The following is a 16,688-nucleotide window of genomic DNA, read 5'->3' on the forward strand; positions in this document are numbered from 1 at the left end:
CCAGACAGCGCCTGGGCACCGAGGTCCGCCCAGCGGTCCCGGGCGGCAGAGATCACCGCCCCACCTCTGCCCCCGCGCTCGTCGGCGCTGCCGATTCGGCACTGCCATGCTGCATCAGCGCCGCGATCAACGCCCTCACCGTACCGGGCAGCGCCTCCAGCTCGCGCACCAGAATGCTGCGCTCGCGTACCGCCCACGCTTCGTCCAGGCCGATGGTCGCCAGGTTCATGGTGTGGCTGTGACGCCGCGCCGCCGACTCGGGAATGATGCCGATCCCCACCCCAGCCTCGACCATCCGGCAAATGGCTTCGAAGCCGGACAACTGGATGCGCAGCGCCAGGGTCTGGCCCATGCGTTCGACGTGTTCGCGCAGGAAGGTCAGCAGGGTGCTGCCGTCGTGCAGGCCGATGTGCTGGTAGGCCAGGGTCTGTTTCAGCGTAACCTGTCGATGCCTGGTCAGCTCGTGCCCGGCCGGCACGATCAGCACCAGGCGGTCGGTGCTGAAGCGCATCACCTGCAAGCCTGCCGCTTCCACGGGACCGGCGATGATGCCCATGTCGCTGCTGCCGTCCAGCACCCCGCGCACGATGTCCCGTGACAGCCGCTCCTGCAGATCCACCGTCACGCCAGGCCGTTCGGCGAGAAAGCCGGCCAGCACTTCGGGGAGGAACTCGGTGACCGCCGTGGTGTTGGCGAAAATGCGGATGTGCCCGGCCGAATCGGTACCGAACTGGGTGAACTCGGCCTTCAGGTATTCCACCTGACGCATGATCAGGCGCGCGTGGGTGAGCAGCTTCTGCCCGGCGGGCGTGAGCTCCACGCCACGGCTGTCGCGGTACAGCAGGCGCGTTTCGAACTGCGCCTCCAGCGCCTTGATCCGCGCGCTGGCCGCCGCCGGCGAGAGGAAGGCGCGGCGCGCGCCCTGGGTCAGGCTCGGCGATTCGCCGATGTGAATGAAGAGCCGCAGATCAGCCAGGTCGAAATGCATGGGGGGATCCTGTCACGGTGATGGCGTTCGGCAGTTATGAACGCTGCCTTACACAAATGCAAATTCACAGAATGCCGGGCGCCTCGCATCATCCAGCCAGACCCGCCGCTGCAAGCCGCCGGCAAAGCTTGGAACATCGCCTGCTCGCCGCTTGCCGCTGCCCCTCGGCACAATAACAAGACCCAGAGGCCCCTGCTCATGACTGCTGCAACGCACCCAATCGATTACAGCGCCTGGATCGGCCGCACCGAAGAAGCCTGGGACGTACTCAGCCGCAACCTGGTCAAGCGCATCGCCGCGACCTTCGGCGAAACGGCGCCGGGCCATGGTGAAGCGCTGCCGCACCTGTGGACCTGGTGCTTCTTCCAGGAGCCGGTGGCCGAGGCGCAGTTGGGGCAGGACGGGCATCCGGCACGCGGCGGCTTCCTGCCGCCGGCCGAGGGGCGCAATCGCATGTGGGCCGGCGGGCGCGTCGAGTTCTTCGCGCCGCTGAAGGTCGGCGGCGAGGCCCATCGGCTGTCCACGGTCCTGCAGGTGGAAGAGAAACAGGGCCGCAGCGGAGCGCTGCTGTTCGTCACCGTGCGCCACGACTACCGCCAGGACGACCGGCTGTGCGTGCGCGAGGAACAGGACATCGTCTACCGCGAGCCCACCCCGCCCAAGGCCGGCAGTGGCACCCCGTGCGAGGCCGGGCAGTGGAGCGAGACCGTCACACCGACGCCGACCCTGCTGTTCCGCTATTCGGCCGTGACCTTCAACGGCCACCGCATCCACTACGACCAGCCCTACGTGACCGGCACCGAAGGCTACCCCGACCTGGTGGTGCACGGCCCGCTGATCGCCACCCTGAACCTGCGCGCGTTCGTGCGCGCCCACCCCGACAAGCGCGTGCGCCATTTCGCCTACCGCGGCCTGCGCCCGCTGACCCTGCCGACTCCGTTCCAGGTGAGCGGCCGCCTCGACGCTGCCGGCCAGGCGCGCCTGTGGGCGGGCAACGCCGACGGCATCGCCCAGAGCGCCGAAGTGACCTTCGACTGACCGACCTCCAGCCTCAGCAGAGACTCCCGCCATGCACAGCTACGACAGCGATGACCTCAACGCCATCCGCGAAGGCGTGCGCGCCTTGTGCGCCGACTACCCCGCCGACTACTGGCGCCAGATCGATGAACGCAAGGGCTTCCCGGAAGCCTTCGTCAAGGCCATGACCGAGGCCGGCTGGCTGTCGGCGATGATCCCCGAGGAATACGGCGGCTCGGGCCTGGGCCTGGCCGAAGCCTCGGTGATCCTGGAAGAAGTGAACCACTGCGGTGGCAACTCCGGGACCATCCACGGCCAGATGTACAACATGTTCACCCTGCTGCGTCACGGCAGCGAGGCGCAGAAGCGCTTCTACCTGCCCAAGCTGGCCAGCGGCGAGCTGCGCCTGCAATCGATGGGCGTCACCGAGCCGACCACCGGCACCGACACCACCCAACTCAAGACCACCGCCGTGCGCGACGGCGAGCACTACGTGATCAACGGCCAGAAGGTGTGGATCTCGCGCATCCAGCATTCGGACCTGATGATCCTGCTGGCGCGCACCACGCCGCTGTCGCAGGTGAAGAAGAAGTCCGAGGGCATGTCGATCTTCCTGGTCGACCTGCACCAGGCCATCGGCAACGGCCTGACCGTGCAGCCGATCGCCAACATGGTCAACCATGAGACCAACGAGCTGTTCTTCGACAACCTGCGCATCCCGGCCAGCAGCCTGATCGGCGAAGAGGGCAAGGGCTTTCGCTACATCCTCGATGGCCTGAACGCCGAGCGCACGCTGATCGCGGCCGAGTGCATCGGCGACGGCCGCTGGTTCGTCGAGAAGGCCAGCCAGTACGCCCGCGACCGCGTGGTGTTCGGTCGCCCGATCGGCCAGAACCAGGGCGTGCAGTTCCCCATCGCCGAGGCCCACATCGAGCTGGAGGCCGCCGACCTGATGCGCTGGCGCGCCTGTGCCGAGTACGACCGCGGCGCCAACGCCGGCGCCGCGGCGAACATGGCCAAGTACCTGGCCGCCAAGGCCTCCTGGGAAGCGGCCAACGCCTGCCTGCAGACCCACGGCGGGTTCGGCTTCGCCAACGAATACGACGTGGAGCGCAAGTTCCGCGAGACCCGCCTGTACCAGGTGGCACCGATTTCCACCAACCTGATCCTGTCGTACGTGGCCGAGCACCTGCTCGAGCTGCCGCGCAGTTTCTGAGGAGCCGAGCATGCGCGATACCCAGGCCCTGGCCGACTTTCTCGCCGAACTGCGCTACAGCGACATTCCCGAACAGGTGCTCGCCCGCTGCGAGGACCTGTTCCTCGACTGGCTGGGCTCGGCCCTGGCCAGCCAGGGCTCGCACCCGATCCCCCTGTTCGAGCGCTATGCCCAACGCATGGGGCCCAGCTCCGGCCGTGCCCGGATCCTGGGCAGCGGCCAGCGTACCTCGGCGTACTTCGCCGCGCTGGTCAACGGCGCTGCCTCGCACCTGGTCGAGCAGGACGACCTGCACAACAGCTCGGTGCTGCACCCGGCCACTGTAGTGTTCTCCGCCGTGCTGGCCGCGGCCCAGGACCTGGGCAAATCCGGTCAGGAGCTGCTGCTGGCGGCGGTGGCCGGCTATGAGGCCGGCATCCGCATTGGCGAGTTCCTCGGCCGCTCGCACTACCGCATCTTCCACACCACCGCCACGGTCGGCACCCTGGCCGCCGCCGTAGGCGTGGGCAAGCTGATGGGCCTGGACCGCGAGCAGTTCATCAACCTGCTGGGCAGCGCCGGCACCCAGGCCGCCGGGCTCTGGGAATTCCTGCGCGATGCCGCCGACTCCAAGCAACTGCACACCGCCAAGGCCGCTGCCGACGGCTTGCTGGCCGCCTACCTCACCGCCGATGGCCTGAGCGGGGCGCGCAACATTCTCGAAGGCGAGCAGGGCCTGGCGGCGGGCATGTCGCACGATGCCGACCCCTCGCGCTTGTCCGATCGCCTGGGCAGCCGCTGGGCGCTGGCCGAGACCTCGTTCAAGTTCCACGCCTCGTGCCGCCACACCCATCCGGCCGCCGATGCCTTGCTGCAGCTGATGCAGCGCGAAGGCTTGGCCCACGGGCAGATCGCCGAAGTGGTCGCCCAGGTGCACCAGGGCGCGCTCGATGTGCTGGGACGGGTGGACGTGCCCAGCACGGTGCACCAGGCCAAATTCTCCATGGGCACGGTGCTCGGGTTGATTGCCGTGCATGGCAGTGCGCAACTGCTGGAGTTTCGCGACCTGGCCCTGACCGATCGCCAGGTGGCGGCTTTTCGCGACAAGGTGCGCATGCAGCTTGACGCCGAAGTGGACGCCGCCTATCCGGCGCGCTGGCTGGGACGTGTGCAGGTGCGCGATGTCGATGGCCGCACCTTCAGCGCCGCCATCGACCAGCCCAAGGGCGATCCGGGCAACACCCTGACCCGCCCGGAACTGGAAGCCAAGTTCCAACGCCTGCTGGCCTATGCCGGACAGCGCGACGAAGCCGAGGGCCGGGCGTTGATCGCGCGGGTCTGGCAACTGCGCGAGACGCCGTCGCTGGCGGATCTGCATTGAACATCGAACAGGACTCAGCCATGACCGCCACCGCTCCCCGTCCGCTGGACGGCATCACCGTCGTCAGCCTGGAACATGCCATCGCCGCGCCGTTCTGCACCCGCCAACTGGCGGACCTGGGCGCGCGGGTGATCAAGATCGAACGTCCCGGCAGCGGCGATTTCGCCCGCGGCTACGACCAGCGCGTGGCCGGCCTGGCCTCGCACTTCGTGTGGACCAATCGCTCCAAGCAGAGCCTGACCCTGGACCTCAAGCAGCGCGAAGCCGACGGCATTCTCGACGCCCTGCTGGCCAAGGCCGACGTGCTGGTGCAGAACCTCGCCCCCGGCGCGGCGGCGCGCATGGGCCTGTCGTTCGAAAAGCTGCATGCGCGCTTTCCTCGGTTGATCGTCTGCGACATTTCCGGCTATGGCGAAGGCGGACCCTACGAGAAGAAGAAAGCCTACGACCTGCTGATACAGAGCGAAGGCGGCTTCCTCTCGGTGACCGGTGCGCCGGGCGAGGAGGGCATGGCCAAGGCGGGCTGCTCGGTGGCCGACATCGCCGCGGGCATGTACGCCTACACCGGTGTGCTTTCGGCACTGCTGCTGCGCGACAAGACCGGCGTGGGCAGTCGCATCGACGTGTCGATGCTCGAGAGCCTGGTGGAGTGGATGGGCTACCCCATGTACTACGCCTACGACGGCGCGCCGCCGCCGCCGCGCGCCGGTGCCTCGCACTCCACCATCTACCCCTACGGCCCGTTCCCGACCGGGGGCGGCGGCACCATCATGCTCGGCCTGCAGAACGAGCGCGAATGGCAGCTGTTCTGCGAAAAGGTGCTGCTGGATCCGGCACTGGCCGGCGATCCCCGCTTCTCCGCCAACTTCCGCCGCTCCGAGCACCGCGAAGTGCTGCGCCAGATCATCGTCGACGGCTTCGCCAGCCTGTCGCTGGACGAGGTGGTGGCGCGCCTGGAGGACGCGCAGATCGCCAATGCCCGGGTCAACGACATGCGGGGCGTGTGGCAGCACTCGCAATTGGCCGCGCGCGACCGCTGGCGCGAAGTGGGCAGCCCTGCCGGCCCGTTACCCTCGCTGTTGCCACCAGGGCGCAACGCCGCCTTCACCCCGCGCATGGACCCGGTCCCGGCGCTGGGCGAGCACAGCGCGGCGATTCTTCAGGAGCTGGGCTTTTCCAGCGAAGACCAGGCGCGGCTCGCGGCGGCGGGTGTGGTGTGAGTTTCAGGAGAGGATGCCGATGAAAGGATCGACCGTACGTTCCGCATTGTTCGTGCCGGGCAGTCGCCCCGAGCGGTTCGCCAAGGCCCTGGCAGCGGGTGCCGATGCCGTGATCGTCGATTTCGAGGATGCGGTGGAAGAAGCGCTCAAGGCCCAGGCGCGCCAGCACCTCGCGGCTTTTCTGGCCAGCCACCCGCAGGCACGGGTATGGGTGCGGGTCAATGCCCCGCAGCACCCCGGCCACGCTGACGACCTGGCGTTCTGCGCTACGCAACCCGGGGTGGTCGCGGTGCTGCTGCCCAAGGTGGAAAGCGCTGCGCAGGTGGCGCTGGCCTGGCGTACCGGCAAGCCGGTGCTGCCGATCATCGAGACGGCCAAGGGGCTGCTCGCCCTGGCGCGCATCGCCGGGGCCGAAGGGGTCGAGCGATTGTCCTTCGGCAGCCTCGACCTGGCGCTGGACTTGAACCTGAACACCGACAGCGCTTCGGCCCAGGCGTTTCTCGATCAGGCGCGCATGGCCGTGCAACTGCATTCGCGCGGCGCCGACTTGGCGCCGCCGCTCGATGGCGTGTTCCCGGCCATTGGCGACCCCGAAGGGCAGCAGCGCGCCATGCGTCATGCCAGTGACCTGGGCTACGGCGGCGCCCTGTGCATCCACCCCAGCCAGGTGCCGCTGATCCACGCCGCACTGGTGCCCGATGGGCAGGTGCTGGCCTGGGCGCAGCGGGTGGTCGACGCCAGCGCGGCCGCTGGCGGGGCAGGGGCGTTCCTGCTCGACGGGCAGATGGTCGACGCACCGGTGCTGCTGCGTGCGCAGCGGTTGTTGGCCCTCGCAACTTGAAGGCATCGGAGCGTGGGGGTTATTTCCCCGCGATCACCGGCAGTGCGGACACCAGCAGCTACACTTGCTGGGTGCGTTCAGGCCAGCCGAACGCGCCATTACACAAATGCTGATTCTGTAAACACACCCGCCTGGGCCATCTTGACCTTGGCACGCGTCGCTGCTGACTCATCCAACAACAATAAAAGGTGACATCGATGTTGAAGCTGACCCAGGCGCTGCTGTGCGCCGCCGCCGTATCCCTTTCCGCTCTCGCCCAGGCCGCTGATCCTGTGATCATCAAGTTCGCCCACGTGGTGGCCGAAAACACGCCCAAAGGCCAGGGCGCGCAGATGTTCAAGAAACTGGTGGAGGCCGATCCGCAGCTCCAGGGCAAGGTCAAGGTCGAGGTCTATCCCAACTCGTCGCTGTTCGGCGATGGCAAGGAAATGGAAGCGCTGCTGCTGGGCGACGTGCAGATGCTGGCACCGTCGCTGGCCAAGTTCGAGCACTACAACCCGCAGGTGCAACTGTTCGACCTGCCATTCCTGTTCAACGACCTCGCCGCCGTCGACCGCTTCCAGCAAGGCCCGCAAGGCAAGGCGCTGCTGACTTCCATGGAAGACAAGGGCATCCGTGGCCTGGCATACTGGCATAACGGCCTCAAGCAGCTTTCTGCGAACAAGAAGGTGATCCTGCCCAAGGATGCCCGCGGCATGAAGTTCCGCGTCCAGGCGTCCAGCGTGCTGGAGGCACAGTTCACCGAAATTCGCGCCAATCCGCGCAAGATGAGCTTCGCCGAGGTCTACCAGGGCCTGCAGGCCGGCACCGTCAACGGCACCGAGAACACCTGGTCGAACTACGAAAGCCAGAAGGTCTACGAAGTGCAGAAGTACTTCACCGAAACCAACCATGGCCTGATCGACTACATGGTGATCACCAACGCCAAGTTCTGGAGCGGTCTGCCTGAAGACGTGCGCAGTGAACTGCAGGTCATCATCGACAAGGTCACGGTCGAGGTGAATCGCCAGGCCGAAGAACTCAACCTTGCCTCGCGGCAGAAGATCATCGACGCCAAGACCAGCGAGATCGACCCCCTCACCCCCGAGCAGCGCGCTCAGTGGCGCGAGGCCATGCGCCCGGTGTGGGACAAGTTCTCGGGGCAGATCGGCGCCGACCTGATCAAGGCTGCCGACGCCGCCAACACCGCGTCCTGATCCACGTCCCCGTCCTCGGCCGTCTGCTAGCCAGTCGGCCCGGCCTCAACTCGTCCGGAGACTGCCCATGCAACGGTTCAGATACGTCTGGGAGCACTTCGAGGAAGGCATGATCGCCTTCCTCCTGGCGGCCATGACCTTGATCACCTTCCTCTACGTGGCGGTGAACAACCTCTACACGATGTTCTACAGCCTCGCCGACCACTGGAGCTTCGCCAGCGAACTGATGCTCGACATCGGCGACCACCTGATGGGCTACGCCCAGGAGATGACCTGGAGCATCGCCCTCACCAAAGCGCTGTTCGGCTGGCTGATCTTCTTCGGCATCGCCTACGGCGTGCGTACCGCCGGCCACCTGGGCGTCGACGTGCTGGTGCGTCGCGCGCGCAAGCCCGTGCAACGCGTGCTGGCGATGATCGCCTGCGCCTGCTGCCTGGCCTACGCGGGCCTGTTCCTGATCGCCAGCATCAAATGGGTGAGCGCGGTGCTCACCGCCGGCATCGGCGCCGAGGACCTGGACCGCTACGGCATCAAGATCGGCCACATCGCGCTGATCGTGCCGTTCGGCTTCGCCCTGATCATCGTGCGCTACCTGGAAATTCTCTACCGCATCGTCACCCATCGCCAGACCAGCCTGGGCCTGGCCGACGAAGCGGGCGAGGCGAGCAAGCTGGCCAACCCGGGCGAGGAGTCGCACTGATGACCGTCATCTGCCTGTTCCTGCTGCTGTTCGTGTTCATGTTCCTCGGCGTGCCGATCGCCATTTCCCTGGGGCTGTCCGGCGCCGTATCGATCCTGCTGTTCAGCCAGGACTCGCTCAGCTCGCTGGCGATCAAGCTGTTCGAGACCTCCGACAGCTATACCTTCCTGGCCATCCCGTTCTTCCTGCTGTCCGGCGCGTTCATGACCACCGGTGGCGTGGCCCGGCGCCTGATCGATTTCGCCAACGCCTGTGTCGGACACATCCGCGGCGGCCTGGCCATCGCGGCAGTGCTGGCCTGCATGCTGTTCGCTGCGCTCTCCGGCTCCTCGCCCGCCACCGTGGCGGCGGTGGGCTCGATAGCCGTGGCCGGCATGGTGCGCTCGGGCTATCCCAAGGAGTTCGGCGCCGGGATCATCTGTAACGCGGGCACCCTGGGCATCCTCATTCCGCCGTCGATCGTCATGGTGGTGTACTCGGCCGCCACTGAAACCTCGGTGGGCAAGCTGTTCATGGCGGGCGTGATCCCCGGCATCCTGCTGGGCATCTTCCTGATGGTGGCGATCTACATCGTCGCGCGCATCAAGAACCTGCCGGCCCTGCCGCGCGCCAGCTTTTCCGAATGGCTGCGCACGGCACGCCGCGCGTTCTGGGGCCTGCTGCTGCTGGTGATCATCCTCGGCGGCATCTACAGCGGCATGTTCACCCCCACCGAGGCGGCGGCGGTGGCGGCGGTGTACTCGGCGTTCATCGCCCTGTTCGTGTACCGCGACATGAGCTGGCGCGAATGCCCCCGGGTGCTGCTCGAATCCGGCCGCCTGACCATCATGCTGCTGTTCATCATCGCCAACGCCATGCTCTTCGCCCACGTGCTGACCACCGAGCAGATTCCCCAGCAGATCACCCAGTGGGTGCTCTCCGAGGGCCTGACGCCGATCGGTTTCCTGATCATGGTCAACATCGTCCTGCTGGTGGCCGGCAGCTTCATGGAGCCTTCGGCGATCATCCTGATCCTGGCGCCGATCTTCTTCCCCATCGCCATGAAGCTGGGCATCGACCCGATCCACCTGGGCATCGTCATGGTGGTGAACATGGAGATCGGCCTGGTGCACCCGCCGGTGGGGCTGAACCTGTTCGTCACCAGCGCGGTGACCGGCCTGACCCTGGGCCAGACCATCCGCGCCGCGCTGCCATGGCTGTCGATCCTGCTGCTGTTCCTGGTGCTGGTGACCTACGTGCCGTTCATCTCGCTGGCCCTGCCGCAGTGGCTGGGCATGCCGTAGCCCGACGAAAGGCCGCGGGTCGGCCAGCAGGATGCGCAGAGCTTGGATATCATATAGCCATTAATGCTGCGCAACCTTTGCCACGCCCTGCGTGTCGAAGGTTGCGCAGGTCGCGTCGGGCCTTTTCCGCCCGCCACGATGCGCCGCGCAGATCCACCCTGTCAGCCATGGAAAGGCATTCGTCTCTCTTCGAGTATTGCCACCATGCTGCATCTCTTGCGTCCCTCCGGCGAACGTCAGGCCCTCAAGCAACTGACCCAATCCCTCTCTCTTTCCGACCAAGGCCCGGCCAACTGGACCGCCGTGCAACAGGCCTGGACCTCCCGCGAAGCGCAGGCGGTGCAGGACAGCGCGCGCATCGCCGAGCTGGAGCGCGAACTGGAGTCGGCGCGCCAGCTGCTGGCCGAGGCCGATGCCAGCGCGCGCGCCTCGGAAACCCGTTTCGACCTGGTCAACCGCGCTTCCAGCGAGGGCCTGTGGGATATGGAGGTGGTGGCAGGCGATCCGGTCAATCCGCGCAACCGCTTCTGGTGGTCGCAGCAGTTCCGCGAAATGCTCGGCTTTCGCAACGAGCAGGATTTCCCCAACGTGCTGGCCAGCTGGGCCGACCGCCTGCACCCGGACGACCGCGCCGCCACCCTGGACGCCTTCGCCCGCCACCTCAACGACAAGTCCGGCATGACCCCCTACCGGGTGAAGAACCGCCTGGCCATGAAGGACGGCAGCTACCGCTGGTTCTTCGCCCAGGGCGAGACCCTGCGCGACGGCCGCGGCACGCCACTGCGCGTGGCCGGTGCGCTGCGCGACATCCACGACGAACTCGAACGCGCCCAGGCCCACGACGTGATCATCACCCGTTTCGAGCTGGCGCGCGAAATGCTGTCCGACGGCCTGTGGGACATGGAAGTGATCGCGGGCGATCCGGTCAACCCGAAGAACCCCTTCTGGTGGTCGCCGCAGTTCCGCCGCCTGCTCGGTTTCGAGACCGTCGAGGAATTCCCCGACGTACTCGACAGCTGGGCCTCGCGCCTGCACCCCGAAGACAAGGCCTATAGCCTCCAGGCCTTCCAGGCGCACCTGAACGACCGCAGCGGCAAGACCCCCTTCGACATCGAGTACCGCCTGAAGATCAAGAGCGGCGAATACCGCTGGTTCCGCGCCCGCGGGCAGACCAAGCGCGATGCCAGCGGCGCACCGTTGCGGGTGGTGGGCGCGTTGGTGGACGTCGACCTGCAACACCAGCAGAAGGCCATGCGCGACACCGAGGCGGCGCACCAGCGCACCCTGGAGTCGAACATCGCCAAGCTCACGCAGATCGTCGGCACCATCCAGAGCATCGCCAGCCAGACCAACCTGCTGGCGCTCAACGCGGCCATCGAAGCGGCGCGTGCTGGCGAGGCGGGCCGGGGCTTCGCGGTGGTGGCCGACGAGGTGCGAAAACTGGCCACGCGCACCACCGAGGCCACTCAGCAAGCCGCCGACATGATGCGCGGCTGAGAAGCCTGACGGGGCTACGGCCCCGTCACTCAATCATCGGGATTGTCTCGCTCGAAGGTGCTTTCCAGCAGCTTTTTCACCGTCTCGTTCGGCGCGCCGAGATAGTGCTTCTCGTAGGCCTCGTCGTTTTCCTGGCGCGTGGCCAGCAAGCCCCACGACTGCGTGCCCTTGGCATCGAACACCACCACCAGCTGGTTGTTCTTGCAGTCATGCGGCTTGCATACGTTGCCGACCAGCACCGTGTCGTTGTCCAGCTTGACCTTGCGCAGCGGCGTAGCGGTGCCCTTGCCCTGGCTGATCCATTCCGGCAGCGCCACCATTTTCGCGTACGCTGCTTTGTACGGCGCTTTCTGTACCAGGTCCGGCAGGTATTGATCGGCGGCGCTGGCGTGCAGGGCGCCGCCGGCGAGCAGAGCGCCCAGCAAGAGGGAAGGGGTGAGTTTCATCGACGACTCCTGTGATGGCTAGATCGGCCAGCGACCCTCGAACGACGGTCGCAGGTCCATGACGCGAGAATGCATCTTCATTCAGAGGATAGATGCCATTCACGCCTCACCCGTAAGACAACGGCAGATCTACAAGGTGACAAACCGCTTTTCCGATCGCCGAAACCGATAGGACGAACAGCTCGCTATCGCTGGAAAGTTCCATGAACAACCTTACATCTTGGATCCCATAATATCCCTCAAAAAGGCTCCGATGATGTCGATACGCTGGTATCGACTCACTTCACATCGAGACCACCATGAGTTTTCTCAGAGACGCCCGTATTTCGACCAAACTGGTGACGGCGTTCGCCGTGTGCGCCTTCATCACCCTGGCCATCGGTATGCTCGGTAGCCGAGGGGTGGGCCAGATGGCCCAGAGCCTGAGCCTGGTATTCACCAACAACCTGGTGTCGGTGGCCAAGACCGCCGAAACCCGCGGCGATGTGATCGCCCAGCAGCGCGCGCTGTACTCGCTGCTCACGGCCGCTGCCGAAGGCGCGCCGCAACCGACCCGCGACGGCATCCTCAGGGAAATGACCGACTACCGGGCGGCCAGCGAAAAAGCCTTCGCCATCTATCGTGCCACGCCGTTGGAAGACGATGAACGCGCCGCCGGGGACCGCTTCGAAACCCTGTGGCCGGTGTACCAAGGTCAGTTGCAACAAGCGGTCAATCTGGTGCAAAGCGGCGATCTGAAAGGGGCGCGCACGTTACTGTCCGGCGACCTCGCGCAGTCCTACGACAAGGCGCTGACCGAACTGGGCATCATCGTCGACTCGAACAATCGCCAGATCACCGAAGGCGCGGCAGACGCGACCGCTCAGGAAAGTCAGGTCACCACCGTGCTGTATGCCGGCATCGTGGTCGCGTTCATCATCGCCATCGCGCTGGGCCTGTTCATCAGCCGGGCCATCGGCAGGCCCATCGCCGAGGCGGTGACCGCCGCGCAGCGCGTGGCCCAGGGCGACCTCACGCAGAAAGTCGCCAGTGCCAACGGCGATGAGACCGGCCAGTTGATCAACGCCATCGGCGAGATGCAGGACAGCCTCAAGCGCACCTTGCAGCAGATCTCCGACGCCTCCCATCAGCTGGCCTCCGCCGCCGAAGAGCTGAACTCGGTGACCGAAGACGGCAGCCGCGGCCTGCTGCGCCAGAACGACGAAATCCAGCAGGCCGCCACTGCCGTGAACGAGATGACGTCGTCGGTGGACGAAGTGGCCCGCAACGCCGTCTCCACCTCCGAAGCCTCGAAGGCGGCGCGCCAGCAGGCCGATCAGGGCGTCGGCCAGGCCCGTGATGCCGTGGCGGCGGTGAACAGCGCCACGGTCGAAATCCAGGCGTCCTCGACCACCGTCGAGCATCTGGCCGGTCAGGTGAAGGACATCGCCAAGGTGCTGGACGTGATCCGCGGCATCGCCGAGCAGACCAACCTGCTGGCGCTCAACGCCGCCATCGAAGCCGCGCGTGCCGGCGAACAGGGGCGCGGCTTCGCCGTGGTGGCCGACGAGGTGCGGGCACTGGCCGCCCGCACCCAGTCGTCCACCGTGGAAATCGAGCAGATGATCGGCAGCGTGCAGTCGCGCGCCGACGAGGCCGTAGTGGCCATGGCCAAGAGCCAGACGCTGGTCAACAACACCCAGAAGCTGGCCACGGCCACCGGTCAGGCCCTGGAAGCCATCGCTTCGGGCATCGCCAGCATCAACGACCGCAACCTGGTCATCGCCAGCGCCTGTGAAGAGCAGGCCAACGTGGCCCGTGAAGTGGACAAGAACCTGGTCAACATCCAGGACCTCTCCACCCAGACCGCCGCCGGCGCCCACCAGACCACCGCCTCGGCTCAGGAGCTGTCGCGCCTGGCCATCTCGTTCAACGACATGGTCGGCCGCTTCCGTCTGTGATCGGCCCGCAAACGAACAGGGCATGCGCTGGCGACAGCGTCATGCCCTGTTTGCATTCAATGGAGCACCGCGCCGTTCAGCGCGCGTAGCTCACGCGCGAGTCGTCGGCTTCCTGCTGCATGTTGTTGTAGAAAATGCAGCCGATCAGCCGCGAGAACAGCGACAGGGTTTCGGCCAGATCCGGGTCGTCCAGGGTGGTGCGCTGGGTATCCAGGGCACACAGCGCGCCGTACAGGCGCCCATCGGGCAGGTAGATCGGCACCCCGGCGTAGCTCTCCAGCTGGTACTGCTTGACGATCGGCTTGATCGCGAAGCGCTTCACCTCGCTGATGGAGGGGATCAGCAGGGCAGTGGGCATGCTGCGAAATTCATCGCAGATGGTGGTCTCGATCGGCACGCTGTCACCCGTGTCTGGGCCGATGTCCTCCGGGTCGTACACCGAGCAGGTCACCCAGTCCGACTCGCTGAACTTGGCGATGGCGGCGAACTTCATGTGGGTCACACGGGTCACTAGGCGAAGAATACTGGTGGTCGCTTCGATTTCGGCGATGGCGTTTCGCTCGGGTTGTGACAGATGCTGCGACAGATCTAGGAGGCTGGTGTGCATGGGTGCTCTTCGTCGTGTGATGTTGTGGTGCAACAGGCGATGACATCGAGCGCCACCGCCGACCCTGGTGTCGACCGCTGATCCATCCTGATCCGAATCCAAGCCCCACGTCCAAGTCTCAGGATGCTAGCACGACGCGCGACTGTGGCAGATCCCCGGATGGATGGCTGTCGTTTTCAGTGTCATCCAGACGGATGGATCGCCCAGCGTGCGCCTACACTCAGACCCTTCGCCCATGGAGATAGTTGAATGAATACCTTCGTCGCCCCCCTGGTGATGACTTTCGGACTGCTGGCGCTGGCCGGCTGCGATGGCACTGGCGATACCCCGGCCAAATCCGCGGCCATCGAGGCCAAGGGCTTTTCCTTCGATGGACGCTGGACCGTCGCCGGTGTCGCGGTGTCCGACGACGGCGTGCAGGCGCTGGTCGACGACGACCCCAGCCTGATGAACAAGACCCTCACCTTCAGCCCGGAGTCGCTGAAGTGGGATTCCGAAGGCGGCAACAGCGACACCTGCAGCCAGCCGGTGATCAACGCGCTCACCGCCAACCCCAACGAGGAAAACAGTGCGCTGCTCGAAAAACTCGGCATGCACGACACCACCTCCTACTCGGTGCATTGCGAAACCGGCAGCTGGGGCCCGGTGATGGGCGCCAACCCCACCTTCTACACCACCCAGTCCGGCGACTTGGCCCTGGTGTGGTACGACGGCGGCCTGCTCAAGCTCAAGCCGCAGCGCTGAACGCGAAATCGCCTGCACAGGCCAGCGCCATCTGGTCTACACTGCCCGGATTGCCCCTCGGGGCATGTGCAGGCATGGACCCGCCCCACGCCACGTGACCCACGTCGCGCGTGTGGCCGGGCAGCCCGATCTACGGACAGGTCGGGTCAAGGATTGGTTTTCCTAACCGTCTGGCTGTAAGGGATCACACAATGCTCACTCTCTCTGGGAAGGTCGCCGCCATCACCGGCGCGGCGGCGGGTATCGGCCTGGAATGCGCACGGGCGATGGTCGCCGAAGGCGCGAACGTCGTGCTCATCGACCGCTGCGAAGAAGCCCTGGCACACGCCTGCGAAGCACTCGGCGAAAACGCCTCACCCTGGGTCGCCGACCTGCTCGACCCAACAAGCGTCGACGGCCTGCTCGCCGCCATCCTCAGGCGCCATGGCCGCCTGGACATCTTCCACGCCAATGCCGGTTCCTATGTCGGCGGCGACGTGCTCGACGCGGACCCGGACGCCTGGGACCGCATGCTCAACCTCAACGTCAACGCCACCTTCCGCGCCATCCGCACGGTGCTGCCGCACATGGTCGAGCGCTGCACCGGCGACATCGTCCTCACCAGCTCCGTAGCCGGCGTCATCCCCGTGGTGTGCGAGCCGGTCTACACCGCCTCCAAGTTCGCCGTGCAGGCCTTCGCCCACACGGTGCGCCGCCAGGTGTCCCGCCACGGCATCCGCGTGTGCTCGGTGCTGCCCGGCCCGGTGGTCACCGCCCTGCTCAAGGACTGGCCCAAGGACAAGCTCACCGACGCCCTGGCCAACGGCTCGCTGATGGAGCCGCGCGAAGTGGCCGAGTCGGTGCTGTTCATGCTCAGCCGCCCGCGCAACGTCACCGTGCGCGACCTGGTGCTGCTGCCGAGCAACGTCGACCTGTAGATCCCTGCGATCGCACCCACAATCACAAGAAGAGGTAGTCATGATCCTTGATAAATTCAGGCTCGACGGCCAGGTCGCACTGGTCACCGGCGGCACCCGCGGCATCGGTCTTGCCATCGCCCAGGCCCTGGGCGAAGCGGGCGCCTGGGTGGTCATCAGCGGCCGGCAGTTCAACCCCACCGCCGCCGCCACCCTGGAAGAAGCCGGCGTCACCTTCCGCTTCATCGAAGCCGAACTCTCCGACCCCGCCGCCGCCGCGCAAATGGTCCAGCGCGCCACCCAATGGCACGGCCGCCTGGACATCCTGGTCAACAACGCCGGCATCGCCAGCCACGGCGCCACCGAGCACTACCCCGACGACGCCTGGCGCGACGTGATGTCGGTCAACCTCGACGCCGTCTTCCGCTGCTGCCGCGCCGCCCTGCCGATCATGCGCGAACAGGGCCGCGGCGCGGTGCTGAACGTCGGCTCCATGTCCGGGCTGGTGTCCAACGTGCCGCAGCAGCAGGTGGCGTACAACGCCTCCAAGGCCGCGGTGCACATGATGACCAGAACCCTCGCCAGCGAAGTGGCCGGGCAGGGAATCCGCGTGAACGCCGTGGCGCCTGGGTATATAGAGACAGACCTGTCGCGGGGTGGGATGGAGAATGAAGCCTGGTTCCCGACCTGGATGCACATGACCCCGATGGGGCGGGTGGGGCAGCCGGAGGAGGTGG

General features: G+C 66.3%; 15 protein-coding genes and 3 pseudogenes. 15 read left to right on the forward strand and 3 right to left on the reverse strand.

Features of this window, described 5'->3' with window-relative positions; translation table 11 throughout:
* Nucleotides 1-52: 52 nt before the first annotated feature.
* Complete coding sequence (locus IAE34_RS23430) at nucleotides 53-988, reverse strand: LysR substrate-binding domain-containing protein (RefSeq protein WP_200141339.1); 936 nt, start codon at nucleotides 986-988, stop codon at nucleotides 53-55.
* Between the two features lie 198 nt (nucleotides 989-1,186).
* Here IAE34_RS23430 and IAE34_RS23435 point away from each other — a divergent pair, with 198 nt between their 5' ends.
* The 10 genes and pseudogenes from IAE34_RS23435 to IAE34_RS24860 all read left to right on the forward strand — a co-directional run.
* Complete coding sequence (locus IAE34_RS23435; RefSeq protein ID WP_200141340.1) at nucleotides 1,187-2,026, forward strand: FAS1-like dehydratase domain-containing protein; 840 nt, start codon at nucleotides 1,187-1,189, stop codon at nucleotides 2,024-2,026.
* Between the two features lie 31 nt (nucleotides 2,027-2,057).
* The gene (locus tag IAE34_RS23440) at nucleotides 2,058-3,221 is read left to right on the forward strand and encodes an acyl-CoA dehydrogenase family protein (protein WP_200141341.1); all 1,164 of its coding nucleotides are present in this window, start codon (nucleotides 2,058-2,060) and stop codon (nucleotides 3,219-3,221) included.
* Between the two features lie 10 nt (nucleotides 3,222-3,231).
* Nucleotides 3,232-4,581 carry an MmgE/PrpD family protein gene (locus IAE34_RS23445; RefSeq protein ID WP_200141342.1) on the forward strand — a complete coding sequence of 450 codons (1,350 nt, stop codon included), beginning with the start codon at nucleotides 3,232-3,234 and terminating at the stop codon, nucleotides 4,579-4,581.
* A 20-nt stretch (nucleotides 4,582-4,601) separates the two neighbouring features.
* A complete protein-coding gene (locus IAE34_RS23450) occupies nucleotides 4,602-5,801 on the forward strand; it encodes a CaiB/BaiF CoA transferase family protein (RefSeq protein ID WP_200141343.1) in 1,200 nt (399 codons plus the stop codon).
* A gap of 19 nt (nucleotides 5,802-5,820) precedes the next feature.
* Entirely contained in the window at nucleotides 5,821-6,642 is an 822-nt protein-coding gene (locus IAE34_RS23455) for an HpcH/HpaI aldolase/citrate lyase family protein (protein WP_200141344.1), read from the forward strand.
* Between the two features lie 197 nt (nucleotides 6,643-6,839).
* On the forward strand, nucleotides 6,840-7,838 hold the full coding sequence (locus IAE34_RS23460; protein ID WP_200141345.1) for a TRAP transporter substrate-binding protein: 999 nt from the start codon (nucleotides 6,840-6,842) through the stop codon (nucleotides 7,836-7,838).
* Between the two features lie 67 nt (nucleotides 7,839-7,905).
* On the forward strand, nucleotides 7,906-8,538 hold the full coding sequence (locus IAE34_RS23465) for a TRAP transporter small permease (protein WP_200141346.1): 633 nt from the start codon (nucleotides 7,906-7,908) through the stop codon (nucleotides 8,536-8,538).
* Nucleotides 8,538-9,821, forward strand: coding sequence for a C4-dicarboxylate TRAP transporter large permease protein DctM (gene dctM / locus IAE34_RS23470; protein WP_200141347.1), 1,284 nt, complete (start codon nucleotides 8,538-8,540; stop codon nucleotides 9,819-9,821). The genes IAE34_RS23465 and dctM overlap by 1 nt, the downstream gene beginning before the upstream one ends.
* Nucleotides 9,822-10,304: 483 nt before the next feature.
* Nucleotides 10,305-11,036: pseudogene (locus IAE34_RS24855) on the forward strand (PAS domain-containing protein); the annotation flags it as partial.
* Nucleotides 11,037-11,051: 15 nt separating this feature from the next.
* Nucleotides 11,052-11,294: pseudogene (locus IAE34_RS24860) on the forward strand (methyl-accepting chemotaxis protein); the annotation flags it as partial.
* A 53-nt stretch (nucleotides 11,295-11,347) separates the two neighbouring features.
* On the opposite strand, the gene IAE34_RS23480 reads toward IAE34_RS24860, so the two are convergent.
* Nucleotides 11,348-11,764, reverse strand: coding sequence for an Ivy family c-type lysozyme inhibitor (locus IAE34_RS23480; RefSeq protein ID WP_200141349.1), 417 nt, complete (start codon nucleotides 11,762-11,764; stop codon nucleotides 11,348-11,350).
* A gap of 299 nt (nucleotides 11,765-12,063) precedes the next feature.
* On the opposite strand from IAE34_RS23480, the pseudogene IAE34_RS24865 reads away from it, so the two are divergent.
* Both IAE34_RS24865 and IAE34_RS24870 read left to right on the forward strand, forming a co-directional pair.
* Nucleotides 12,064-12,846, forward strand: a pseudogene (locus IAE34_RS24865) (MCP four helix bundle domain-containing protein); the annotation flags it as partial.
* Nucleotides 12,841-13,704 carry a methyl-accepting chemotaxis protein gene (locus IAE34_RS24870; protein WP_442793247.1) on the forward strand — a complete coding sequence of 288 codons (864 nt, stop codon included), beginning with the start codon at nucleotides 12,841-12,843 and terminating at the stop codon, nucleotides 13,702-13,704. The pseudogene IAE34_RS24865 and the gene IAE34_RS24870, both read left to right, overlap by 6 nt.
* Before the next feature lie 76 nt (nucleotides 13,705-13,780).
* On the opposite strand, the gene IAE34_RS23490 is transcribed toward IAE34_RS24870, so the two are convergent.
* Entirely contained in the window at nucleotides 13,781-14,311 is a 531-nt protein-coding gene (locus tag IAE34_RS23490; RefSeq protein WP_200141351.1) for a GAF domain-containing protein, read from the reverse strand.
* Between the two features lie 249 nt (nucleotides 14,312-14,560).
* Between IAE34_RS23490 and IAE34_RS23495 the strand changes: the two genes are divergently transcribed.
* From IAE34_RS23495 to IAE34_RS23505, 3 genes are all read left to right on the forward strand, one after another.
* Nucleotides 14,561-15,055, forward strand: coding sequence for a hypothetical protein (locus tag IAE34_RS23495; RefSeq protein ID WP_200141352.1), 495 nt, complete (start codon nucleotides 14,561-14,563; stop codon nucleotides 15,053-15,055).
* Nucleotides 15,056-15,246: 191 nt separating this feature from the next.
* Complete coding sequence (locus tag IAE34_RS23500) at nucleotides 15,247-15,972, forward strand: SDR family oxidoreductase (protein WP_200141353.1); 726 nt, start codon at nucleotides 15,247-15,249, stop codon at nucleotides 15,970-15,972.
* A 40-nt stretch (nucleotides 15,973-16,012) separates the two neighbouring features.
* Nucleotides 16,013-16,688, forward strand: a 676-nt coding sequence (locus IAE34_RS23505) for an SDR family NAD(P)-dependent oxidoreductase (protein ID WP_200141354.1), incomplete at its 3' end; no start/stop codon positions are given.

It is taken from the genome of Pseudomonas sp. S30 (assembly GCF_016518545.1).
GTDB lineage: Bacteria > Pseudomonadota > Gammaproteobacteria > Pseudomonadales > Pseudomonadaceae > Aquipseudomonas.